The organism is Paenibacillus sp. J31R120, assembly GCF_056269225.1.
Genome location: NZ_JBWDNN010000004.1, coordinates 117,601 through 138,793 on the forward strand (window position 1 = coordinate 117,601; position 21,193 = coordinate 138,793).

23 protein-coding genes are annotated in these 21,193 nt (G+C 51.9%); 19 read left to right on the forward strand and 4 right to left on the reverse strand.

Features of this window, described 5'->3' with window-relative positions; genetic code table 11:
* The first annotated feature begins 45 nt into the window (after positions 1–45).
* The 8 genes from AC0YNW_RS16020 to AC0YNW_RS16055 all read left to right on the forward strand — a co-directional run bounded on the left by AC0YNW_RS16020 (position 46) and on the right by AC0YNW_RS16055 (position 10,033).
* A complete protein-coding gene (locus AC0YNW_RS16020) occupies positions 46–1,029 on the forward strand; it encodes an ROK family protein (RefSeq protein WP_475832786.1) in 984 nt (327 codons plus the stop codon).
* Positions 1,029–3,416 carry a glycoside hydrolase family 9 protein gene (locus AC0YNW_RS16025; protein WP_475833154.1) on the forward strand — a complete coding sequence of 796 codons (2,388 nt, stop codon included), beginning with the start codon at positions 1,029–1,031 and terminating at the stop codon, positions 3,414–3,416. The genes AC0YNW_RS16020 and AC0YNW_RS16025 overlap by 1 nt, the downstream gene beginning before the upstream one ends.
* A 3-nt stretch (positions 3,417–3,419) precedes the next feature.
* Positions 3,420–4,502 carry an SIS domain-containing protein gene (locus tag AC0YNW_RS16030; RefSeq protein ID WP_475832787.1) on the forward strand — a complete coding sequence of 361 codons (1,083 nt, stop codon included), beginning with the start codon at positions 3,420–3,422 and terminating at the stop codon, positions 4,500–4,502.
* A 164-nt stretch (positions 4,503–4,666) separates the two neighbouring features.
* The gene (locus tag AC0YNW_RS16035) at positions 4,667–6,298 is read left to right on the forward strand and encodes an extracellular solute-binding protein (protein WP_475832788.1); all 1,632 of its coding nucleotides are present in this window, start codon (positions 4,667–4,669) and stop codon (positions 6,296–6,298) included.
* A 322-nt stretch (positions 6,299–6,620) separates the two neighbouring features.
* Positions 6,621–7,094, forward strand: coding sequence for a DinB family protein (locus tag AC0YNW_RS16040; RefSeq protein ID WP_387470795.1), 474 nt, complete (start codon positions 6,621–6,623; stop codon positions 7,092–7,094).
* 75 nt (positions 7,095–7,169) lie between these two features.
* A complete protein-coding gene (locus tag AC0YNW_RS16045) occupies positions 7,170–8,387 on the forward strand; it encodes an MDR family MFS transporter (RefSeq protein WP_387470797.1) in 1,218 nt (405 codons plus the stop codon).
* Positions 8,388–8,568: 181 nt separating this feature from the next.
* The gene (locus AC0YNW_RS16050) at positions 8,569–9,300 is read left to right on the forward strand and encodes a hypothetical protein (protein WP_387470799.1); all 732 of its coding nucleotides are present in this window, start codon (positions 8,569–8,571) and stop codon (positions 9,298–9,300) included.
* A complete protein-coding gene (locus tag AC0YNW_RS16055) occupies positions 9,290–10,033 on the forward strand; it encodes a hypothetical protein (RefSeq protein WP_475832789.1) in 744 nt (247 codons plus the stop codon). The genes AC0YNW_RS16050 and AC0YNW_RS16055 overlap by 11 nt, the downstream gene beginning before the upstream one ends.
* Positions 10,034–10,146: 113 nt before the next feature.
* Here the strand turns inward: AC0YNW_RS16055 and AC0YNW_RS16060 are convergent, their stop codons facing one another.
* Positions 10,147–11,109 carry a proline dehydrogenase family protein gene (locus AC0YNW_RS16060; RefSeq protein WP_475832790.1) on the reverse strand — a complete coding sequence of 321 codons (963 nt, stop codon included), beginning with the start codon at positions 11,107–11,109 and terminating at the stop codon, positions 10,147–10,149.
* A 167-nt stretch (positions 11,110–11,276) separates the two neighbouring features.
* Between AC0YNW_RS16060 and AC0YNW_RS16065 the strand changes: the two genes are divergently transcribed.
* Together AC0YNW_RS16065 and pdxR are read left to right on the forward strand one after the other, a co-directional pair.
* Positions 11,277–11,732 (forward strand): GNAT family N-acetyltransferase, encoded by a 456-nt coding sequence (locus AC0YNW_RS16065; RefSeq protein WP_475833155.1) that lies wholly within the window; start codon positions 11,277–11,279, stop codon positions 11,730–11,732.
* Positions 11,733–11,768: 36 nt separating this feature from the next.
* Positions 11,769–13,199 (forward strand): MocR-like pyridoxine biosynthesis transcription factor PdxR, encoded by a 1,431-nt coding sequence (gene pdxR, locus AC0YNW_RS16070; protein WP_475832791.1) that lies wholly within the window; start codon positions 11,769–11,771, stop codon positions 13,197–13,199.
* Positions 13,200–13,248: 49 nt separating this feature from the next.
* On the opposite strand, the gene AC0YNW_RS16075 is transcribed toward pdxR, so the two are convergent.
* Positions 13,249–13,746 (reverse strand): LURP-one-related/scramblase family protein, encoded by a 498-nt coding sequence (locus AC0YNW_RS16075; protein ID WP_475832792.1) that lies wholly within the window; start codon positions 13,744–13,746, stop codon positions 13,249–13,251.
* A gap of 98 nt (positions 13,747–13,844) precedes the next feature.
* On the opposite strand from AC0YNW_RS16075, the gene AC0YNW_RS16080 reads away from it, so the two are divergent.
* Positions 13,845–14,027: a hypothetical protein gene (locus tag AC0YNW_RS16080; RefSeq protein ID WP_475832793.1), complete on the forward strand. Its 183-nt coding sequence runs from the start codon at positions 13,845–13,847 to the stop codon at positions 14,025–14,027.
* On the opposite strand, the gene AC0YNW_RS16085 is transcribed toward AC0YNW_RS16080, so the two are convergent.
* On the reverse strand, positions 14,010–14,597 hold the full coding sequence (locus AC0YNW_RS16085) for a DJ-1/PfpI family protein (RefSeq protein ID WP_475832794.1): 588 nt from the start codon (positions 14,595–14,597) through the stop codon (positions 14,010–14,012). The two genes, AC0YNW_RS16080 and AC0YNW_RS16085, sit on opposite strands and share 18 nt — an antisense overlap.
* A gap of 120 nt (positions 14,598–14,717) precedes the next feature.
* On the opposite strand from AC0YNW_RS16085, the gene AC0YNW_RS16090 reads away from it, so the two are divergent.
* From AC0YNW_RS16090 to AC0YNW_RS16115, 6 genes are all read left to right on the forward strand, one after another.
* The gene (locus AC0YNW_RS16090) at positions 14,718–15,611 is read left to right on the forward strand and encodes a LysR family transcriptional regulator (protein WP_475832795.1); all 894 of its coding nucleotides are present in this window, start codon (positions 14,718–14,720) and stop codon (positions 15,609–15,611) included.
* The gene (locus AC0YNW_RS16095; RefSeq protein WP_475832796.1) at positions 15,608–16,225 is read left to right on the forward strand and encodes a hypothetical protein; all 618 of its coding nucleotides are present in this window, start codon (positions 15,608–15,610) and stop codon (positions 16,223–16,225) included. The genes AC0YNW_RS16090 and AC0YNW_RS16095 overlap by 4 nt, the downstream gene beginning before the upstream one ends.
* A gap of 60 nt (positions 16,226–16,285) precedes the next feature.
* The gene (locus tag AC0YNW_RS16100; protein ID WP_475832797.1) at positions 16,286–17,800 is read left to right on the forward strand and encodes an amidase family protein; all 1,515 of its coding nucleotides are present in this window, start codon (positions 16,286–16,288) and stop codon (positions 17,798–17,800) included.
* 17 nt (positions 17,801–17,817) lie between these two features.
* Entirely contained in the window at positions 17,818–18,570 is a 753-nt protein-coding gene (locus AC0YNW_RS16105) for an MBL fold metallo-hydrolase (protein ID WP_475832798.1), read from the forward strand.
* A 111-nt stretch (positions 18,571–18,681) separates the two neighbouring features.
* The gene (locus AC0YNW_RS16110; RefSeq protein ID WP_475833156.1) at positions 18,682–19,656 is read left to right on the forward strand and encodes a serine hydrolase domain-containing protein; all 975 of its coding nucleotides are present in this window, start codon (positions 18,682–18,684) and stop codon (positions 19,654–19,656) included.
* Positions 19,657–19,779: 123 nt separating this feature from the next.
* Positions 19,780–19,989 carry a hypothetical protein gene (locus AC0YNW_RS16115; RefSeq protein WP_475832799.1) on the forward strand — a complete coding sequence of 70 codons (210 nt, stop codon included), beginning with the start codon at positions 19,780–19,782 and terminating at the stop codon, positions 19,987–19,989.
* A gap of 136 nt (positions 19,990–20,125) precedes the next feature.
* On the opposite strand, the gene AC0YNW_RS16120 is transcribed toward AC0YNW_RS16115, so the two are convergent.
* Positions 20,126–20,293: a hypothetical protein gene (locus tag AC0YNW_RS16120; RefSeq protein WP_165867467.1), complete on the reverse strand. Its 168-nt coding sequence runs from the start codon at positions 20,291–20,293 to the stop codon at positions 20,126–20,128.
* A gap of 177 nt (positions 20,294–20,470) precedes the next feature.
* Here AC0YNW_RS16120 and AC0YNW_RS16125 point away from each other — a divergent pair, with 177 nt between their 5' ends.
* Together AC0YNW_RS16125 and AC0YNW_RS16130 are read left to right on the forward strand one after the other, a co-directional pair.
* Positions 20,471–20,632 carry a DUF1328 domain-containing protein gene (locus AC0YNW_RS16125; protein ID WP_387470827.1) on the forward strand — a complete coding sequence of 54 codons (162 nt, stop codon included), beginning with the start codon at positions 20,471–20,473 and terminating at the stop codon, positions 20,630–20,632.
* 65 nt (positions 20,633–20,697) lie between these two features.
* Positions 20,698–21,126, forward strand: a complete 429-nt coding sequence (locus AC0YNW_RS16130) for a YflT domain-containing protein (protein WP_387470829.1) — start codon at positions 20,698–20,700, stop codon at positions 21,124–21,126.
* Positions 21,127–21,193 lie beyond the last annotated feature (67 nt).

The following is a 21,193-nucleotide window of genomic DNA, read 5'->3' on the forward strand; positions in this document are numbered from 1 at the left end:
TAATCATTTTTGGTAACGATACCAAATAGAATAGGAGGTGCAGCTGTGGAACAGCAAATTCCGCAATCTATACTTGCAGTCGATCTGGGCGGAACATCGATTTTGCTCGGAGAAGTCACATTGGATGGCAAAGTGCTGCATACGCAGTCGTATCCAACCAATACGGCGACACAAGCAGCTGCCATGGAGAATATACAGAAAGCCATATCAGACTATCTCGGCACAGCGCCAAGAAAGGCGCGCGAACTCATCGCGATTGGTATCGGTGTAGTAGGCCGGGTAGACCGGGCAAGAGGCGTGTGGATGGAGATTCAGCCGGGCAAAACAAACCCGACTAACGTAAGGCAAATCATCGAGCAGCAATTCGGCCTTCCTTGCGGAATCGACAATGATGTATCTTGCGCTACGCTGGCGGAGCTGAAGCATGGCTGGGGCAGGGATTCAAAGGACTTTATTTACCTCAACGTTGGCACTGGCATTGCGGCGGGTTTCGTCGTCAATGGCGCGATCATCGAAGGCTCGCACTTTAATGCGGGAGAGATCGGGCACATGGTTGTGGACATGAACAGTGACGCGATATGTGCCTGCGGCCGCGTAGGTTGTGTCGAACGGTTATCCTCCGGCCTAGGCTTGCATGAGCGTGTGATCAGTCTGAGCAGCCAATATCCGGATACCAAGATCGCTATAAAAGAAGCCAAGCGAGTAGCGGCCGAGACTATCTTCGAACAAGCCCAAGGGGGTGACGCTCTGGCGAAGCGGGTCACCGACGAGGGGGCTAGGGCGCTGGCTGCTGCGATCATGAACATGGTGCGCGTATCGGATCCGGATACGATTGTGCTTGGCGGCGGAGTAGGCGGCAACGCGTATTTCAAGGAGCTGGTCGAGCAGCATCTTAATCCGAAGACGATGCGATTTGTTACGAATGGAATTGCAAGCACGAAGCAAGGGACACCGGAGGCGGGGCTTGTAGGCGCAGCCATGGTGGGATTGGAAGCATGGACTATGAAGCAGAGGAGTGTTGTCTCATGATGAATGAAAGCTTCAAGCAGGATATCAGAAAGTCGGGTTATCTTCACCGTCCGTTGCCCATCTATCATGAACGTTCGATGGAGAAGGAACAAGCGGAGCAAGCTGTACTCTCGCGGGAGACGTTGTTCAATGCGGCTTCCGGGGAAAGTCATCAATGGGTCCACCACGGTGTAGGGTCGCTAAGAACAACCGGTCAAACGATCCAGCTCGTATCTCCTTCCATTATGCCGCATTGGCCGGAAGGGGCGCCCGCTGACGGAGATTATACGAACTTCGGCAGCGCGTGGATGACCTTGAAGCTTCCGAAGGTAAACTGGGAAGCATTCAATCGTGTCACGCTTAAGCTGCGTCCTGATTTTCACGGCGTGCCTAACGCCTACATCATGATCAAGTTTAAGAACGAAGGCGCCATTCCGATCCCTGATTTGTATCACCGCGAGGGCGTTCACGGCGTGAACATGGACAATCATGATTGGAATACGGTCCATCTGGATATTCAAGAGCTTCCTAGAGATGTTATTACGGAGCTGACAATTGGCTATTACTTGAACGGCAAGGAAAAAGCGACTGGAGATGCGATTGAGCTGGCGCTTAAAGATATTACGCTGGAGAAAGTGGACGGTCATCATGTGTCCAAAGGCTGGGTGCCGAAGCAGGGGGAGATTGTGTATTCCCATAGCGGCTATTCGGCCGACGGGAGTAAAACAGCCTTTGCTGTCGGTCTTAAGGGAGAGCGCTTTCAACTTCTGCATGAAGTCAGCGGAGCTGTCGTATTCACTGGCAAGCTGGGCGAGTTGGAGACGGAGTGGGGAACGTTCCAGGTGATGGACTTCTCCGAGTTTAAGCAGAACGGCCGTTATACGCTAAGCGCAGGCGGCTCGGCGACAGAGAGCTTCGCGATTGGAGCGGCGCCGGGCGTATGGCATGCTTCCGTATGGAAATCGCTGAACTTCATCTTCTGCGAGCGTTGCGGCTATCCGGTTCCAGGCATCCATGGCAGCTGTCATGCGGATATTGTGGCGAATCATAAGGGAACGCTGCTGTCGTTCAATGGCGGGTGGCATGATGCGGGCGACGTCTCGCAGCAGCTCATACAGACAGCAGAGGTGACACATTCGCTGTTCGAAATGGCGGATCAAGTGAAACCCTACGACGAGGATCTCTATCTTCGCTTGCTGGAGGAAGGCGAGTGGGGACTTGATTTTATATTAAAAACACGGTTCGGCGACGGCTACCGCGCTACAAGCGCAGGCATGACCCGGTGGACGGACGGCCGAATTGGCAATATGGATGACGCGGAAGCGCGCGTTCATAACCAGGCGTATGAGAACTTCTTCTGCTCAGGCATCGAAGCTTACATCCATAGCCGGATACCGCATCATCCTGCGTTATCGAAGCGGCTGCTGGAGATTGCCAAAGAAGATTTCCAATACGCGCTGGAAGAGTTCAAGAAGCATGGCTTTGATCAAAAGCCAATTTTCTGGGAACACACGTACCAATCATCCGAGAGTCTGTACATGGCGACGGCATCATGGGCTGCATCCATGCTGTATAAGGCGACCAAGGACAGCTTCTATGCAGAGAAGGCAGCCGAATTTATTGCCTTTGTAAGAAGGTCCCAGGAGCTTGAGGGCATCGAGGTAGAGGGCGGCGTCAGGCTGAGCGGCTTCTTCTACCGGAATCCAAGCAAAGAGGTCGTACAGCACTTCAACCACCAGGCGCGCGAGCATCTCTATATGATGGCGTTCACGGCCATCCATGAATCGCAGGGCGATCATCCCGAAGGGGGCGATTGGCTGGCCTCGATCGAGGCTTACGCGGAATACGTCAAGCGCCTTGCAGCATACACGCTGCCGTATCCGATGCTGGCAAGCGGCGTCTACCATGTGAACGAGCATCAGGACGACAAGAGCTTCAATTATCAGCATTTGCTGATTGACCATCAAGCGAAAGAAGATTACAGCGACCAGCTTAAGGAAGGCGTGAAATTGAATGAAGCATATTATTTGCGCAGATTTCCTGTTTGGTTCTCGTTCAGAGGCAATAACGCTATCATGCTGTCGCAAGGGAAGGCGGCTTCCGCAGCGGGTCTTCACTTGAAGGATAAGGCTTTGCTGGACATTGCGGAGGGGCAGTTGCGTTGGATTGTAGGGCAAAATCCGTTCGGCCAATCCATGATGCATGGCGAAGGCTATCGTTACGCGCAGCAATATACGGTGCTGTGCGGCGAGATGACGGGCGAATTGCCGGTCGGCGTACAAACCTTCGGCAATGAGGATGAGCCGTATTGGCCCCAATTCAATAACGCAACTTATAAAGAAGTATGGACCGGTGTAGCGGGAAAATGGATGTCCATCGTAGCCGATCTGTACGCAGCGGAGGTGTAGACTGTGAAACCGACCATGATGACTTACATCAACGAAGAGAAGGATATGTCGGAGCGTATTCTCGCCGCATATCCGGACAATGTGCAGAAGTTCGCGGAGCTTGCTTCCGGCAAGCAGGATTGGCTGCTCGTCGCAACAGGCTCCAGCTATAATGCGGCGCTGAGCGCCAAGTACGCCCTTGAACGCTGGGCGGGCGTACGGGTGGACATCAAGGAGCCGTTCCCGTTCACGCATTATGACAAAATGAGCCCTTATACGGATCTAGCTATCGGCATCTCCCAGAGCGGTCACAGCACTTCAACGATCGGGGCGCTGGAGCGCGTGCGCCAGGAGGCGGGTCTGCCTGTAATCGCGATGAGCGCCGATACGGGGAGCGCAATTAGTGAAGCCGCCGACTTGACCATCGATATCGGCTGCGGCGAGGAACGGGTTGGCTATGTAACGAAGGGCTTCCTCGCGACTGTCCTTACTTTGATGCTGGCGGGCCTGCGCACAGGCGAGATGAACGGCAGCTTGAGCGCTGTCGAGGTACAGGTGCAGCTGGATTCGCTGAAGCGCGCAGCGGCAGCCATTCCGGCAACGATAGCCCGCACGGAGACATTCTTCGAGACTTTCCGCGAGGAGCTTGCCAGCGCGCCCCGGTTCACGGCGGTCGGCTACGGGCCTGCGGTAGGGACGATCAAGGAATTCGAGACCAAGTTTGTCGAGACCGTCAGAGTGCCTTCGCAAGGTGTAGAGGTGGAGGCGTTCATGCATGGTCCGTATCTGGAGGTCAATCCGGAGCATCGCTTCTTCTTCGTCGAGACGGAAAGCCCGGTCAAGGATCGTCTGGAGCGTCTGCGAAGCTACGAAGAGCGTATCTCCAATTACGTCTACACCGTGACGACGGGAAGCTCGTCCCAAGCCAATGTGCTTGGACTGAATCTCACGATTGACGAATTCGCCGCGCCTTTTGCGCTAATCATACCTTTTCAAATTCTGGCCCATCATATTGCGGGAGCGAGAGGCATCGACCTGACGAACCGCATTTATACCGATTTCGGTATGGCCATGAAGAGCAAGACGCAGCCGGGCAACTACGCCTAGGCAGGGGCAAGCAAAGATAAGAGGGTTGGCACATCAACATCCGGGCACCAGACAACATCGTGAACATCGTGCTGATCGAATTTGCTGAACACGTAATATCCCAATGGTTTAAGGCGGTTTTCGCTTTGGACATATAACATCATATGGAGAGGGGTAATACAAGCATGACGAAAGCCAGAAAGACCACGATGCTCATCGTGTCCGCGATTCTCGTATGTGGCACCATTCTAGCAGGCTGCAGCAGTTCCAAGAAGACGAATTCAGAGCCTGCGCCAAATCCGTCCGCTTCTACAGCGGAATGGGAGCTGGGTTCAGAGCCATTCGAGTTCACCATGTACGGACACTATGACTGGTACGATGTGCCGGCATGGGACAGTACAGTAGCGGGAAGATGGATTAAGGAAAACAAAGGGGTTAATATTGTTCCGATTGCGGCAAGCGGCAACGCTGACCAGAAGCTGAGTACGATGATTGCTTCGAACACATTGCCGAATGTCATGTGGATGGACCGGGGTGCAGAAGTAGAGAGACTGCGTGAAGCAGGCATGCTCGTTCCATTCGATGATTATCTGGACAAATACACGAACCTGAAAACCTGGATGGGCGACAACATGAACTTGCTTCGTTCCTCTGACGGCAAGCTGTATCAGTTCCCGAACTGGTACACGAATCGTCCAAACGGTAACGCCGGTTATGTTATTAATAAAAAAGTCTATGGCGAGCTGGGTTCGCCAAAGCTCGAGACAACGGACGATCTGTACGATTATCTCGTAAAAGTAAAGGCAAAGTATGGAGAAAGCATCATTCCGTTTGAACCGCATCTGGCGAAGGATATGCAAGGACTTGGTGTTCTTTATACGGGATTTGCTGAGAACAATCTCTACGAATATTTGGGCATACGTGCCGTGCCGCAAGGCGATAAGCTGACGTCCCTGTTCACGGACCCGACCTTCCGCGAGGCTCAGCAGTATATCTCCAAGCTGTACCGCGAGAAGCTGATCTCCCAGGATGCATTCACCCAGACGCTGGATCAGATCGAGGAGAAGGTTATGCAGGGCCGGGTAGCGGTCTATGCCGGCTCTAACCCGATTGCAATGGATGCCCATCAGGAGTTGTCGAAGAACGATCCGGAAGCCGGTTACTTTATGATCTGGCCAATCCATAAGCCGGGACTCGACAAAAACAAAATTTTCACTGGTACTTACTCAGCTCTTGGATGGAACGTAAGCGTTATCACGAAATCCGCGAAGGACCCTGAGAAGATCTTCGCATTCCTTGACTGGTATACAGGTCCGGAAGGACAGGCGCTTCTCTTCTTCGGTCCGGAGGGCAAGAACTGGAAGGGCTTTGACGAAGATGGCCATCCAATCTATACGGATGAATACGATGCCAAGGAAGTGCTGGATCTTCAGCAAGCGCATGACCGCATCATGTGGAATGGCAACACAGGCTACATCGATCCTGCTAAAATGAAGTACGAAAGCAAGCTGCCGCCGGAGCAGCAGAACTGGGCAGCGCGTTATCAGAATGAAGTGACGTGGCCAACTCAGGCTGACGTTACGGAATTCATCAACCTTGATCCGGAGCCGAACAGTGATCTTGGCCTTGTCAAACAGCGCGTAGACGATATCTTTACACAGGCTTATGCGCAAAGCGTTATGGCGAAGAGCGATGACGAAGTGCTCAGTATTCTGGACAAAGCAGAGCAAAACGCTCAGTCCGCAGGCTACGACAAGCTTCTGGAATGGCGTACAGAGGCTTGGCAAAATAACAAAAGGCTGATTGCCGGGGAATAATACAGTCATTCGCCTAAAAGTAAGTCAAAGGGCCGTCTCTTCGTAGAACTTTTTACGGGAGGCGGCTTTTTCGTGATGACAATGATTGTTTGATATGAGTTTTAAAAAGGGATTGTCCGTTCGCACGGTGTCAGGTATAATGGGCATACCTTTCACAGAATCGACACTTTTTAGCCTTGCATTCTCCGCAAACCTTGTTTTCTTATTCCGATGTGAATAATGCGAGATGCAATCGCTATGGCCGAGTAGAAGGAACCTTTTTTTATGAAAAGGTTCTTTTTATCTTTTTATATACCATTAAAGACGTTGGGAGCGGGTATGTATGGAGCATTTTCTGTTTGCGCAGTTGGCTTTTGTTCGAGGTGGCACGTTAAAGGCGGCAAGCGGAGTTTCCGAAGAGATGGCGGATCTCATACCGGATGGCTTCCGCAATTCGATTCGCTGGAATGTGGGACATGTCTATGTTGTGCTGGAGCGATTTGCCTTTCAGTACATCGGGCTCCCGCAGCATTTGCCGGACGGCTTTAAGGAACGATTCGAATACGGTACGTCTCCTTTGGAGAGCACCAGCACTGCACCTGTTCCGTCTCTGCTCGAGCTGGAGCGGTTGCTTGGCGAGCAGAACGCGCGCATTCAGGCGGCGCTGAAGGACCGGTTACAGGAGAAGACAACGCCATATACAACCTCAACGGGCTTTACGCTGGATTCACCGGAGCAATTCTTAAGCTTGGCTCTTTATCATGAAGGCTTGCATCAAAGTATCATTAAATTATATAAAAATTTGCTGAACCGATAGCCTGAGCAGGTGACGGTAAATTAAAGCATCGCATCCCAAGGATCGTATCGTACAGCAAGAGAAAGAAGGGATTCGATGTTTCGTCGTTTCTTCGGGACGGTTACCCAGTACCATCCCATTGTTCAAGTGCTGCTAGCTGGCACCATCTTCGCCAGAATCGCCAGCTCCATGAGCTTGCCGTTTCTCGCGATCTACTTACTGGCCGCGACCGATATGAGTCCGACCATGATTGGTGTTACGATTGGCATCGGCTCGCTTGCGGGCATGCTTGGCGGCTTCTTCGGCGGCTACCTGTCCGACCGGTTCGGCCGCAGAATCATTATGCTGACGGCAATTTATATGTGGGGCTTTGTCTTTTTGGGATTTGCTTTTACGGGTATTCCGATCATATTCGCCTTGCTTAATGCCATTAACGGGTTATGCCGTTCCTTCTATGAACCTGTTTCTCAGGCGTTGATGGCCGATCTAACGGAGAAGGAGAAACGCTATCACGTCTTCTCCCTTCGTTATATGGCCATTAATATTGGCGTATCGGTCGGTCCGCTTCTCGGAACGCTGTTCGCTGCGATGAGCGGCAGCTTACCGTGGATCATTACCGGCTGCATCTATCTATGCTACGGCGTCCTGCTTCACGTGCTGCTGAACAAATTCGGTATTCGCCGAATCGAGGGAGAGAAGAAGGAGCCAGTTACGATCGGGCAGTCTTGGAGCGTCATTCGGAGAGACAGGGCATTCCGGTATTTCATTATCGGGGGCGTCATTAGCGCGATCTCTTACTCACAAATGACGTCAACCTTATCTCAATTTGTGGACGGGCAGTTCGCAAGCGGGGTTACATTGTTCGCTTGGATGATGAGCATTAACGCGGTGGTCGTCATTGCCTTCCAGCTTCCGTTCTCCAAGTGGGCGGAGAAGAAGTCGCCGATGACGGCGATTACGGTTGGCAGTATCAGCTATGCAATCGGCCATATCGGTTTTGCCTTTAGCGACAGCTGGTGGATGCTCATTGTATCCATGATTATTTTCACTTGGGGCGAGATTCTGACGTTCCCTGCCGGAGCGATCATTATTGATCGGCTGGCGCCGGACAAGATGCGAGGAACGTACTTCGGAGCTCAGACTTTTACGAATTTAGGGCATTTCCTTGGTCCATGGCTTGGCGGCATGCTGCTGCAGGGCTACGGCGGGCAAAGCTTGTTCATCACCGTCGCGGTCGTCTCCATCGTCTCCGTCTGGTTCTACCGGCTCGGCGAGAATCGGACAATGAAGCCTGATGTGACGGTCGGCGCATAATGCCGTTGGTTAGGAAGGCACTCTGACATAAGTCGTCAGGGTGTCTTTTTTACGAGCAAAAAAGGGTTACATTACCAAAATAGGTGTGTTAGAGTGAAAAAGTCCATGAGCCGCAGGACGATGGTTAACAGCAGTAGTGATTAGGGGCAATGAAGTTTTGAAAGGGGGCGTGGCAGTATCTATGGCCTTGCAATTGGAATTCCCTCAGAATGTGATATTGATTATGGCTACCATCTTGGGATGGGGTGTCGTATTTTATTTGATACTTCGCCAATATAAGAAGATGAAGGAGAAGCCCGTCCTCTGGAAGATGCTTTTTGCTTCGTTAGTTGGCATATTCTCTACCTCCGGAAATTTCATCATATTAGCAACTCCCGTTAAGATTGCTTTTTTGCCTTTGGGCGTGTGGCTCTTATACTTTTTTTTGAGAAATGGCTCTTGGAATACCTATCGCAAGTTCGCATGGATCGGATTTCTCTCCAATTATACTTTTTTGGGGACGACGCTGCTTGCCATTATGCTGCATCAAGCGGTTTACGATCAGTCCAATCCTTCCACGTACTTGGCAAATACAGAAAAAGCTCAAATCGTAAGCATTCATCCATCAGCAAGCGATGTGAATTGGGATTATATTGTGTTTGAGAACCGAATGCACACTCTTGAGTTAAAACAATCCCAAAACACGTTGAACTGGTATTATGACTCTAACGTGGTGAGTGAAGTTAATTATGGGAATGAGAGATTCCCTTACGCATTGATTGGAGCCAAGTCGAGTTGGGGAAGCGGATATGATACATCCGTGTACCTGGAGTTCGACGGCAGAGGTGTATTGATTCAAACGCCGGAACGCCATTACTATTTCCGCAGTGAAGAGCCTCTTATGGATGTGGAGGTGACAGCTCGTGAAAATTAAAGTGCTCATCGTTGTGGCAATAGGAGTAGTAGCCGCTTCAGTCTACTGGTTCAGCCAGTGGGATGGTAAGCCGGGATCGCTTCCCAGCGAGCAGGCTATGATAAACGCCATTGATGGAATGTCTAATGAAATTAAGGTCAAGCAACTGGCTGCTGTCGATCTACTGGACAGCAAGCATGCTTTTGTACCGTTTATATCCTTGTACGGCGAGCATGGCATGAGCTTCTGGGAGTGGAAGAAACATGAATGGCGATTGACCCGGATAGACAACAACGGCATGCCGCATATTTGGAAGCTTGATGTTAAAGATCCCCGTAAGCGCGTGCTTGTCTATCATATTGATCCAAAAGACGAGATGGAGAAGCTTACCTTCTATCTGCTGCGAGATCGGAACGCTTACTCACGGCACGAACATTATTTCTACGTCCCACGCATCCAGATAGAGTTGCCAGTCTCTCTGGACGAACAAAATTATGGAGTCATACCGTTCCCGGAGGATTGGGTGCAGCTTATGGAAGCGGACAGGAAGCAATTCCGTCCTGCAGGAGACGCGTATAACTCCATATTCAGCACACACCAGCGCTCGTTAATGTATGTAGGCTGGCTGCCGGAATACAAAGGTGGGACCGCTCCTGCTGGTCGCGGCAGCTATTCGAAGAGTGGTGCAGTAGACGTGGAATTTATTCCTATCCTCAATGCAGTAGTGCTGGAGCTCCCGCATAACATGCCTTAAGCAGGCATTAATGTCTCAAGATAATTCATGCTGTCAAAACCAAGTACAAGAAGTGGAGGGAGAGTCGGTATTTGCGATTCTCCCTCTTTCATCTATACCAGTATCCATCCTCGTTAGGTGTATGAATTCATTCGATCGTGTGTTGAAGGTTCAATCATGTCGACGAGCGCCTGATACAGATTCTCCGGATGCTCCGCTATACGATGGCATACGTACAGATACCATTCCTCTCCGTAAGGAAGATAGACCTTGCAGCGGCTGCCTTCAGCTCGAAGCTCGCTTAACCGTTCTGGCCGAATGCCGTACAGCATCTCGAATTCGGCATGGGGTGGCAATACACCGTACCGGAGCGACCATTCCTGCAGCAGCGACTCATCATGTGTGGCTAGCGAGACAGGTTGCCCGCTCTCCAAGAGAACATTAGCCATTTCCAAGTATCGGAGGTTAAGCTCTGGTGAGCGGGGCAGGGCAAGCTCGATGGGCTCTCCATACGCCCCCTTCACCAGTCTGATCTTGCCAGGGTAGCGGAGCAGCTCCTGGAGGTCGGCGGGAGAGCGATGGAGATGGGCCTGAAGCGTTACTCCAACCGCGGGGATTCTCTCGGATACTTTTTTGTAAATGTGCAGAATAGCATCCGTCTTGGAGGACTCCTCCATCCCGATCATGAGGGAGATGCCGGAGCGTTGAGCGATTTCAGCCAGCCCGATCAGATTGTGGTATGCGAGCTCGCTGCAGATGGATAATCCGATATGGGACAAGTCAAGCGACACCGTCTCTTCCAGCGAGTGATGACCGAAAGCCTCAATTATGGATTGGAACTCTTCGGTGGCCTTCAAGCACTCCGCTTCGGTAGAGATGTTCTCTCCGATGTACTCCACCGTCACACCATAACCGTTCATCGTTATCCTTTTCGCTGCTTCCAGCGCTTCTTCGCGCGTATCGCCGGTGACGAACCTTAGCGCGGCTCTCCGCAGAAGGGGATACAGCTCGCTGGACTGCCGGATATAGGACTTAATGGTTTCATTGCGGGAAATTGATTTTAGGGCATGGGCAGCTTGTTCTTGCGGTTGAATCATCGGTTGCACACTCCTTCGTTCTGTATGTCCTCAATCTATCATGTTAAAATGGTTTGCAAGAGATCCACTATTGCGCTATTTTCAAGGTACCACTTTGTGCTATAGGGCCTCTTAGCTGAGCCGGCATACTGGTGCAGCCTGAACGACTATCTTAAGGAGAAATGATGATGAATATACGGATGCTGCAAGCAGGGGAGCAACCGCCGATGGATTTGCTTCTATTGGCTGATCCTTCTCAGAATCTGGTCGAACAATATTTAAGCAGAGGGCAATGCTTTATCGGAGAATCAGAGAATGGCGTAATAGTAGGCGTCTATGTCCTGCTGCCCACAAGGCCAGAGACCGTTGAGCTTGTGAATGTAGCGGTAGATGAAGGCTGTCAGGGCAAAGGATTCGGCAAGCAATTGGTGAACCACGCCCTCGAGCAGGCCAGACTTACGGGGTATACAACAATTGAGATCGGAACCGGCAATTCGAGCGTAAGCCAGCTGGCGCTCTATCAGAAATGCGGCTTCCGTATTACAGGCGTAGATAGGGACTTCTTCATCCGGCATTATGAGGAAGAAATAGTCGAGAACGGGATACAAGTCGTGGATATGATTCGTTTGTCGCAGGATCTATAATGGCTTGTTGCCTGATAGGAAAGGAAACCAGCGACTATGCTTTGGATACCCGTCGATCGTAATTTGGACATTGCCTTGAACCGGCAATTATATGAGCAAATCCGTGATCGGATATTAAGAGGGGAGCTGCGTCCTTGCGATAAGCTGCCCTCCACGCGCGAGCTGGCGAAGGAGCTCCATCTGTCGCGGAATGTGGTGCTTGAGGCTTACGATCAGCTGTTGGCAGAGGGTTTCCTTATGGCAGAGCGAGGATCAGGCACGTATGTAGCGGAAGGGGCCTATCTGGAGGAGGCGCATGGACATTATACAGCCGAGGACTTCCTCGAAGCAGAGGAGTCGGCTGCAGAACATGCGGTCATTGACTTCCGTTCCGGCATACCGGCACTTGACGCGGTTCCGCGCAAAAGCTGGGGCAAGCTGTCTCATGAGGTTTGGCTTGAAACGTCAGCGGCGGCTTTCGGCTACGGCGCTCCGGAAGGTCGCTTGGAATTAAGAAGGGCACTGGCGCAGTATCTATCCAAAACAAGAGGAGTGCGCTGTCTGCCGGAGCAAATTGTGATGACCTCCGGAGCGACGCAGGCGCTGACGCTGGCCGCGAGGCTGCTACTCTCAGCGGGTGATCCAGTGATTCTAGAAGACCCTATTACGCGGGATATTCAGACCATTTTCAAGCAGGCGGGCGCCGAGCTGTATCCCGTACCTACCGATGAGCATGGCATGAGGACATCCCTGTTGCCGCAGGAAATGAATCCTGCATTTATTTTTCTAACCCCGTCGCATCAGTTCCCGCTTGGCGGCACATTATCGATTCAGCGGCGTATCCAACTGGTCCACTATGCACGGGAGCGGGGATGTTATTTGGTAGAGGATGATTATGATATCGAGTTCCGCCACGAAGGGCCCCCAATCAGCTCGCTGCAGGGATTGGAGCCGGAACGTGTGCTATACATCGGTTCGTTCAGCAAAATATTATCGCCTGCGCTTCGACTGGGCTATCTGGTGCTTCCCCGTTATTTAGTTGAGGCGTGCCGCAGCTTGAAGTGGTTTTCGGATCTGCATACGTCTTCCCTTGATCAGCTTGTCCTGGCTCGCTATATCGAGAGCGGAGGGCTTGAACGCCACATTGCCAAAATGAAGAAGCTGTACCGGAGCAGGAGAGATGTATTGCTTCGCGCGCTGAAGGAAGCGTTCGGGGATGAGATAGAAGTAACGGGACAGTCAACGGGATTGCACTGTGTCGTTTCATTCCGAGGCATCAGCTTTACGGAAGAACGGCTGGCGAGTCTGCTAGACGATGGCGTAAAGGTCTATCCGGTAGAATATCATACTCTGGTGAAGGGCAGACATAAGCACCGCATTATATTGGGCTATGGTCATCTTGATGCGGAGCAATTGAGGGAAGGGGTTCGCCGGTTGAAGCAGGGACTGTCGGAACTCAGGCCATATGCCGCGGGCGGAGGTGGATAGAATAAAAAAATCCCTTGCCGGCAGCAAAGGGAAAGAGTTTCACTTAAGGTTACGAGTGAGCCGCATGGTTGTTGTTGCGCTTCTGAATGCTGTGCACGCCCATAATGACGGCAACCAGCTCATAGCTGTCAAGCTCGCTAGCGTCATTAAGCAGACGGAATGCACCGGGTTGGAGCCAGCCGCTTACCTTCTGGAACGTGGCAACGGTCGTCTCGCTCCGGTCTAATATGGCATAATCCTGAGAAAAGGCCGGAGATTCAATCGTATAAATGCCGCGGTAGCCCGCATCATATTCGTATCGCTTGCTGAATAAGGAAAACCTGGCCCGCAGCGTGCCCAGCTCTTCACCAGCAGCGCCCGAAACCTCCCACGTATTGCCCATAAATCGGAACTTGCCGGTGCAGCGCAGACTGGAGCCCTGCCCGAAGACAGAGATGGAAGAGGTCAGCATACTCTCCAGATCCAGCATGCCAGCCGGCATTCCTCCTTTATCCATAATGTCGGTCTGGCCCGTGCTGAAGAATCGATCGTTAAAGTACAACTCCACTTCATATCCGCTCCCTTCGGTTGCTAGTCTTATGGAATAGTACGTTGGAAGAGGCGAAGATGTTGCATCGGAAAATGAAACGGACCAGGAGGATTTCTATGATTGATTTTCAAGTGTTTGCGAAGCGCGGCCGTTTGGTTGATCTCGGTTTGGCGTCTTTGGTATTTGTGCTGATTGGTGTTCTAATGGTTGTGTTGGCTCCACAAACAGATAAGCCGGGCGAAGGGGTGCTGCTAACCGTCATCGGTATCATCGGTTTGTTGTTATGCAAACCCCATTAAACGTCTGACCTCATTGGCGTTGTCGGCATTTGTCAGCTTCTCAAGCAGCGTAAATGCGACGTCGAAAGCGGTAGAGGGGTTATAGGAAGTAATGATATTGCGATCAACGACAATGCGCTCATCCGGAACAACCAGTGCTCCCATCTCCTCCAGCATGAGCTGGCGCCTGCGATTGTTAAGGTTATACGTCGTTGCACGCCTGCCCTCCAGCACCCCGCTTTTGCCGATCATAAGCGCGGCTACGCAGATAGATGCGATCCACTTGCCTTGGCGATCAAATTCTCTAATTAAGGCCAGTACATCCTCCCGGAATGCATCCTCGTAAAATCCAGCCGTTTCGAATCCCCCAGGCAAGGCGAGCGCATCGAATTCATCGACGCTCACATCAGCCAGCAGCTTCTCCGGCAGAACGGTAAAGTTCCACGTGCAAGCCAGCTTCTCACGAGTTCCGACCGTCACGACTTCGGTTGATCCATCCCCTTCCTCCCGGTTCCACCCCAATACATCGGTAAATACGCTTGCCTCAACAGCTTCGAAGCCATTCGGCAGCAATAGGCAAATTCGGCTCATGCTTCTATCTCCTATCTGATTTGAATTCGTTGAATTCATGATAAAATAGAAACTATTATTAGTAAAATTGAAACATTTCAAGGATATATTCAGCATTTCTGATAAGAAGGAGCGATGAGGATGGATATACGGCAGTTTCAGACGTTCAAATCGGCAGCCGATCTCGGCAGCTTTACGAAGGCGGCTCAGGCTTTGCAATATTCGCAGGCTACGATTACCTCCCATATTCAGCAACTGGAAGAGGAGATCGGCTATCCCTTATTCGACCGATTAGGGAAGCGAATCGTGTTAACGGAAGCGGGGAAGGAGCTGTATCCTTATGTCGTGGAGCTGCTTACGGCTTATTCGAAAATCAAGCATATCTCTGAGGACAATCATACGGTTCGGGGAGAGCTGCGAATCGGCGCGTCGGAGACGATGACCGTCTACAAGCTAGGGCCGGTCTTGTCGCAGTTCAAGAAACAATATCCGGAGGTTACTCTGTCTCTCATAAATGACAACTGCATGCCGCTGCGAGAGATGCTCCACACCGGGGAGCTGGATATTGCCGTTACGCTGGAACCGCATGTCGATGATCCGCAGCTTATCGCCATCCCATTCTTGGAGTCGCCTCTGGTCTTTGTTGGCGGCAGCCATCTGGCCGCCCGCTCAATGGGAGAATTGCAGGACGAATGCATCATATTCAGCGAAAAAACCTGCTCGCTCCGCCGAACCTTCGAGTCGTATATGGAGCGCAAAGCTTGGACAGTCGGCAGCCATATGGCGTTCACCAGTATGGAGGCGATGAAACAGTGCGTCGTCAGCGGCCTGGGCATCAGCCTCATGCCTTATATGAGCGTGGAGGGGATGCTGAAGAGCAAGGATATGGCTGCTCTTCAGACGGACGATGAGCTGACGTTCTACGGACAAGTCTGCTATCACAAGAACAAATGGCTGTCCCGTGCTCATCGGACTTTTATGGATATGGTGCTAGGGCAACAGGATACAGGGAACCAGGGGGGAGTACAGCTATGAAGAAAAAAGTGTATTGGAGTATCGGTATAATAGCGCTCTTGGTTGTGGCGTACGGCTGGCTAATGGGTTACCGCTTCACCATGTCGGCGGCGATCTCGGCGGGCTTCCACCAGGATTACAAAGTTATTTTGTCCGAGGATATGCCAGGCGGAAAGGCTGTGCTTTATGAGGATGCCTTCCATGGCACCTTTGGCGTGGGCAAGCTGCATACGCTCTGGGGCTTGCTGTACGCTCATGGAGGCGAAGGCGGCAGTCTTCGCGCTCAAGAGGATGGACAGCCGTTCGAGTTGGCCGGATATGGAAGCGGAGGCGACGATATATGGTTTCTGGTCGGCATTCGGGTGAGGGACGATTCGCGGATTCGCTATCTGTCGGCAGGCAATCATCTGAAGGATCTGGCCTATGATGAGCCTTATACGATGACTCTTGATGATGTAAAAGCCAATCCCAATCACTACGTGTGGCAGGAAGCCACGGGCAGATATGCGCTACTGGTGCTGGATGATTATACGGAAGAGAACTGGACCATCCGTGCCTTCGATCAGGAAGGGAAGCTGATAGCGGACAAGCCATTCGCAGCGCAGCCGCGATATCTCGACCAGCAACAACCATAATACGTACGCTGTTATCATTTGAATATAATTGATCTTTCCGTACCGGAGTCTGTGGGGGATATGGTAGGTTTAATCTATATCTATAAGGTGTCGGGGGAGAACGAATTGAACATCACGTTGAAAGAATGGATGGTAGAAGCCGATATCATGAGCCTGCAATCGGCAATGGAATCGGGCCGGATCAGCTCAGAGGAGCTGACTTTGGCGTACATAGATCGGATAAGGGAGATCAATCCCCTTATTAACGCCGTTCTGGAGCTGAACCCGGATGCGATAGACATTGCCCGGTCGCTTGATGCGGAGCGGAAGGAGAGAGGAAGCCGGGGGAAGCTGCACGGGATTCCGATTCTGCTGAAGGATAATATCGACACGGGAGACCGCATGCATACAAGCGCCGGCTCCGTTGTGTTAGCGAATAGCCTAGCGGAGAAGGATGCTTTCATTGCAGCCAAGCTGCGGGAGGCGGGTGCTGTGCTGCTGGGAAAAGCCAATATGACGGAATGGTCGAACTTTATGTCCAGCCGCATGCCGGCGGGCTACAGCTCGCGGGGTGGACAGGTGCTTAATCCTTATGGTCCGGGCGAGCTGTTCGTCAGCGGCTCCAGTTCTGGATCAGCAGCGGCGGTCGCCGCAAACCTCGCGACAGCTGCAATCGGAACGGAGACGGCCGGCTCCATTGTAGGACCTGCTGCTCAGCATGCGCTGATAGGCATCAAGCCTACAGTGGGGCTTGCCAGCAGATCGGGTATTATCCCGATTTCGTTTAATCAGGATACGCCGGGGCCGCTTGCCCGAACAGTCGCGGATGCGGCTATCCTGTTAGGAGCAATCGCAGGATGGGATGAGCGCGATACGCTGACGGAGGTTAGGAAAGAAGCGGCTTGCCTGGACTACACGGCATTCCTGGATGCGTCGTATGTGTCTCAATCGAGAATTGGGATTCCGCGTCCCTATTATGAGCATCTGGACGAGGAACGGCTCGCGATTATGGAAGATGCCATTGCGGCGCTGAAGCGCGAGGGCGCAATGATCGTCGATAACATCCCTTTGCCGGTGGAATACAGCAATTGGAATCAAGGCGTCGTCGGTTATGAGTTCAAGCAGGGCATCAACGCTTATTTGTCGCGCTTGGATGAATCTTCGCCTGTGCATTCCTTAACGGAATTAATCGCTTATCATCGGGATCATGCCGAACAGACGTTGAAGTATGGTCAGGACACGCTGGAGCAGTCGGAGTCCGTGATGACGAAGGAGCAGTACGAACAGGAGCAGGCTTCGTATAAGGAGAGGGCGCGACGTGAAGGCATCGAGTATCTGATGAAGCGGGAGCGGCTGGATGCGCTTCTTCTGCCTGGCGATGCCGACGGCAAATATATGGCGGCCCGAATGGGCTATCCGCTAATCTGCGTTCCGGCAGGATATTCGGCGAATGGCATCATTGATGAGGATGGCGATTCGACGAGGGGGCCTTTCGGCGTCATCTTCTCCGGTCTTGCCTTTAGCGAGCCGACACTTATTAAGCTGGCTTATGGATTCGAGCAGGCGACACGCCATCGTATTCCGCCAAAGCTCTAGAATAGGATGTGAATGGAATGAACAAGGTGTACAGCCTGCCCATTACTTTTGAACATGGCGGACAACGGCAGACCATAACGCCCGTCATATTGCGGGATGATCGCCATATGGTGCTTGTCGATTGCGGCTATCCCGGCTTCGCGCCATTGCTGGAGGAAGCGGCTGGCCTGCAGGGATTGACGCTCCAGCATATGACGCATATATTTGTCACTCATCACGATATGGACCATATTGGAGCGCTTGCGGAATTGCAGAGGGCTTACCCGCAGGCAGAGACGATCACCTATGAGCTGGAGGCGCTATATGTGTCGGGCAAGCGCAAGTCGCTAAGGCTAATCCAAGCCGAGGCTTCTCTGGAAGGAATGCCGGAGGAGGCAAGAACGCAGGCGGAAGGTTTTATCGCCTTTCTGAAGAGCATCGAGCCTGCTCTGGTGCATCGTACGGAGGCCGACGGAGCGCTGCTTCCGTGGTGCGGGGGAACAGAAGTTGTCCATACGCCAGGACATATGCCGGGGCATGCATCTCTATTCATCAGGGAGAACGGTACGATGATTGCAGGAGATGCGGTTGTGATCGAAGAGGACGGCAAGCTTGGCATTGCCAATCCGCAGTTCACGCTGGATATGGAAGCGGCTCTAGGCACCGTCGAACGCATGTTGACGTACCCGATTCGGAAGCTGGTCTGCTATCACGGAGGGCTGTTCCAGGGGGATGCCAGAGCCGCCCTGATTGAATTGATGAGAGAGCGCGGCTTGGCGCCTTCGGAATAATGCAGCAGCTGACGTTGGGGAAAGTAGAGAGTATAGATAAAGGAAGTGAACACCGTGCGATTAGCTAATCAGATAGAAGCAATTGTACAGGACTTTAATGATAAGGCCGCAATGTCGTTCTCCGGATCGCTAAGGGTGAACGCGAACGGCGAGCGGTTCGAGCAGAGCTACGGTTTTGCCAATCGCAGCGAAGGCATCCGCAATAGCGCCGATACGCGCTTCGGTATCGCATCCGGCTGCAAAATCTTCACCGCTGTGGCGATTGCGCAGCTTGTAGAGCAAGGAAAGCTGGCTTACGATTCCTTGCTGAAGAATGTTGTGGATCATTCCTTTCCGGCATTTGATCCCCGTGTCAATGTTCATCACTTGCTTACTCATACCTCAGGTGTGCCGGATTACTTTGATGAGGAGACCATGAGTCACTATGAGGACTTATGGAACACAATACCCACGTATCGCATAAAGTCGCCGTCGGACTTTCTGCCGCTATTCGATACGCAGGAGATGAAGTTTGCCCCGGGAGAGCGATTCTCTTATTGCAACTCAGGCTTCATTCTGCTCGGTCTGATCGTGGAGAAGATAAGCGGCCAGAGCTTCACCTCTTATATCGAGGAGCATATTTTCCGTAGCTCCGGGATGGACGATTCAGGTTACTTCTCCATGGACCGGCTGCCGGAACGGACAGCGCTCGGCTATATCGGTACGGATACCGATTGGCGCACGAACCAGTTCTCCATCCCGATCATAGGAGGGGCGGATGGCGGCGCTTATACGACCGTTCGCGATCTGGACCGATTCTGGGATGCGCTGCTGAGCTTCCGGCTGCTGTCTGAGGAGTCAACGGCTCTTATGCTGCATCCGCATGCGGTTTCGAATGAGCATACCTCCTACGGCTATGGCGTGTGGATAACGATCATAGACGGCAAGCCGTTCAAGTATTTTGTGATGGGAAGCGATCCGGGTGTAGTCATGCTGTCTTCGGCCTATCTGGAGTCGGGCGCTTACGCGCATGTGCTGGCCAATGTGGAGAGGGGATCCGGGATCATTGCCTCTGGCATTGATCGGCTACTGAGTTGTGAACGGTAGGCCAACCGGTTTCTGAGTTTTTTCTCATGGGAAGAGATGATTCATCCTGAGAAGGTTGGGTTAAGTAGGGATAGGAGACGCTGAGCTCCATACCCTAAAACGATCAATCAGGAGGAAGATACAATGAATAAGCTCGCAAAAAAGCAAAGCATGACAAAGGTGCTGCTGACAGCTACGATGTGTGCAATTATGATTTTCACCGCCGCAGCCTGCAACAGCGACACGAACGGCACATCCAACAACTTGAATAATAACGCACCGATTGTGACGGATGATCCGCTTGCAACAGAACCAATCGTGCCTGGCGATGCCGACGATACGGTGACGGAATAATCATAGATGAGACGACTATAGAAACCTCCCTGAGACAGGGAGGTTTTCTTCGTGTCTGGCTAGATTGCGGTTGGGCATAAAACGCAAAAAACCGCTTGAAGAGCATGCTCTTCAAGCGGCTTCTGCCGTATCCCTCTTAGAAGAGAGGGAATACAAATCGGACGAGGAAGTAAAGGACGCCAAAGACGATTACGATGTATGCGGTATATTTGATAAGGGTAGACAGTACCTGGCTTGAATCCGACTTCTTCTGAACATGCCGTTCTTCGATTTCCACGTTGCGCTGCGGAATATTCGTATTCATAATGATACACTCCTTTATAAAAGGTATAGCTCTCCTTACCCTTGGATTGAACGGTTGAATCGGATGAGAACTGTCAAAAATTATGCATGCTTCATTTGTTTCAAGGCGGACTGATTGGGTTAAGAACAAGCAAGCCGGCGAACACAATCGCCGACAATCAGAAAGGCGGTGATTCCTATGCTGGGATGGGCATTAATGTTTTTCATTTTCGCTCTGGTAGCTGGAATCTTCGGGTTCATGGGCATAGCTTCCGCTATGGCGGGAATAGCCAAGGTCCTATTCGTTATCTTCGTAGTTTTGTTCTTGGCTTCCCTGATTCTAGGCAGAAGAAAAGTCTAATGATACCCAGGCAGTATGCTTAAGGAAACGATCATTCATATCATTCATTTCAGGAGGGATTTATCATGAAAACGGCAAATACAGAACAAACCAAAGTACGTACAGTTATGACACGTGATGAAGTGCAGGAGCAAGTGAGACAATTCCGCCATGAAGGTTATGCGGAGGATCGGGTCTTCGTACTGACCCATGACAAGACAAGGACGAAGCGTCTGGCAGAGCGTACAGATGCGGAAGAGATCGGAGTAGCGGAGCAAGGGCTAGGCACATCGATTGCCAACATATTCCGATCGACGGGCGATGGCCTCAGAGCCAAGATGAGATCGCTGGGCGTGGCGAAGGATGAAGCGGAAAGGCTGGAGGCCGCGATGGACAGGGATGCGATTGTCGTCATCGCCTGGGGCGGCAGGGAGTATTATGACGATGACTTTGACAGAGAAGTCTACTTCTACCCTTACACTTATCCGATGCATAACCAACCTCCGTACAAATAGGTTGAAATAGCCTGCCCGCAAGGGTAGGCTATTGCTATATACCTCTTCAGCAACTTGTCATAGGAGG

Coding starts and splice junctions, on each gene's coding strand:
- AC0YNW_RS16025 (WP_475833154.1), top strand. CDS start 1,029: ATGAATGAAAGCTTCAAGCAGGATATCAGAAAGTCGGGTTATCTTCAC.
- AC0YNW_RS16035 (WP_475832788.1), top strand. CDS start 4,667: ATGACGAAAGCCAGAAAGACCACGATGCTCATCGTGTCCGCGATTCTC.
- AC0YNW_RS16040 (WP_387470795.1), top strand. CDS start 6,621: ATGGAGCATTTTCTGTTTGCGCAGTTGGCTTTTGTTCGAGGTGGCACG.
- AC0YNW_RS16045 (WP_387470797.1), top strand. CDS start 7,170: ATGTTTCGTCGTTTCTTCGGGACGGTTACCCAGTACCATCCCATTGTT.
- AC0YNW_RS16050 (WP_387470799.1), top strand. CDS start 8,569: ATGGCCTTGCAATTGGAATTCCCTCAGAATGTGATATTGATTATGGCT.
- AC0YNW_RS16060 (WP_475832790.1), bottom strand. CDS start 11,109: ATGATTCAACCGCAAGAACAAGCTGCCCATGCCCTAAAATCAATTTCC.
- AC0YNW_RS16065 (WP_475833155.1), top strand. CDS start 11,277: ATGAATATACGGATGCTGCAAGCAGGGGAGCAACCGCCGATGGATTTG.
- pdxR (WP_475832791.1), top strand. CDS start 11,769: ATGCTTTGGATACCCGTCGATCGTAATTTGGACATTGCCTTGAACCGG.
- AC0YNW_RS16080 (WP_475832793.1), top strand. CDS start 13,845: ATGATTGATTTTCAAGTGTTTGCGAAGCGCGGCCGTTTGGTTGATCTC.
- AC0YNW_RS16085 (WP_475832794.1), bottom strand. CDS start 14,597: ATGAGCCGAATTTGCCTATTGCTGCCGAATGGCTTCGAAGCTGTTGAG.
- AC0YNW_RS16090 (WP_475832795.1), top strand. CDS start 14,718: ATGGATATACGGCAGTTTCAGACGTTCAAATCGGCAGCCGATCTCGGC.
- AC0YNW_RS16095 (WP_475832796.1), top strand. CDS start 15,608: ATGAAGAAAAAAGTGTATTGGAGTATCGGTATAATAGCGCTCTTGGTT.
- AC0YNW_RS16100 (WP_475832797.1), top strand. CDS start 16,286: ATGGTAGGTTTAATCTATATCTATAAGGTGTCGGGGGAGAACGAATTG.
- AC0YNW_RS16105 (WP_475832798.1), top strand. CDS start 17,818: ATGAACAAGGTGTACAGCCTGCCCATTACTTTTGAACATGGCGGACAA.
- AC0YNW_RS16110 (WP_475833156.1), top strand. CDS start 18,682: ATGTCGTTCTCCGGATCGCTAAGGGTGAACGCGAACGGCGAGCGGTTC.
- AC0YNW_RS16115 (WP_475832799.1), top strand. CDS start 19,780: ATGAATAAGCTCGCAAAAAAGCAAAGCATGACAAAGGTGCTGCTGACA.
- AC0YNW_RS16120 (WP_165867467.1), bottom strand. CDS start 20,293: ATGAATACGAATATTCCGCAGCGCAACGTGGAAATCGAAGAACGGCAT.
- AC0YNW_RS16125 (WP_387470827.1), top strand. CDS start 20,471: ATGCTGGGATGGGCATTAATGTTTTTCATTTTCGCTCTGGTAGCTGGA.
- AC0YNW_RS16130 (WP_387470829.1), top strand. CDS start 20,698: ATGAAAACGGCAAATACAGAACAAACCAAAGTACGTACAGTTATGACA.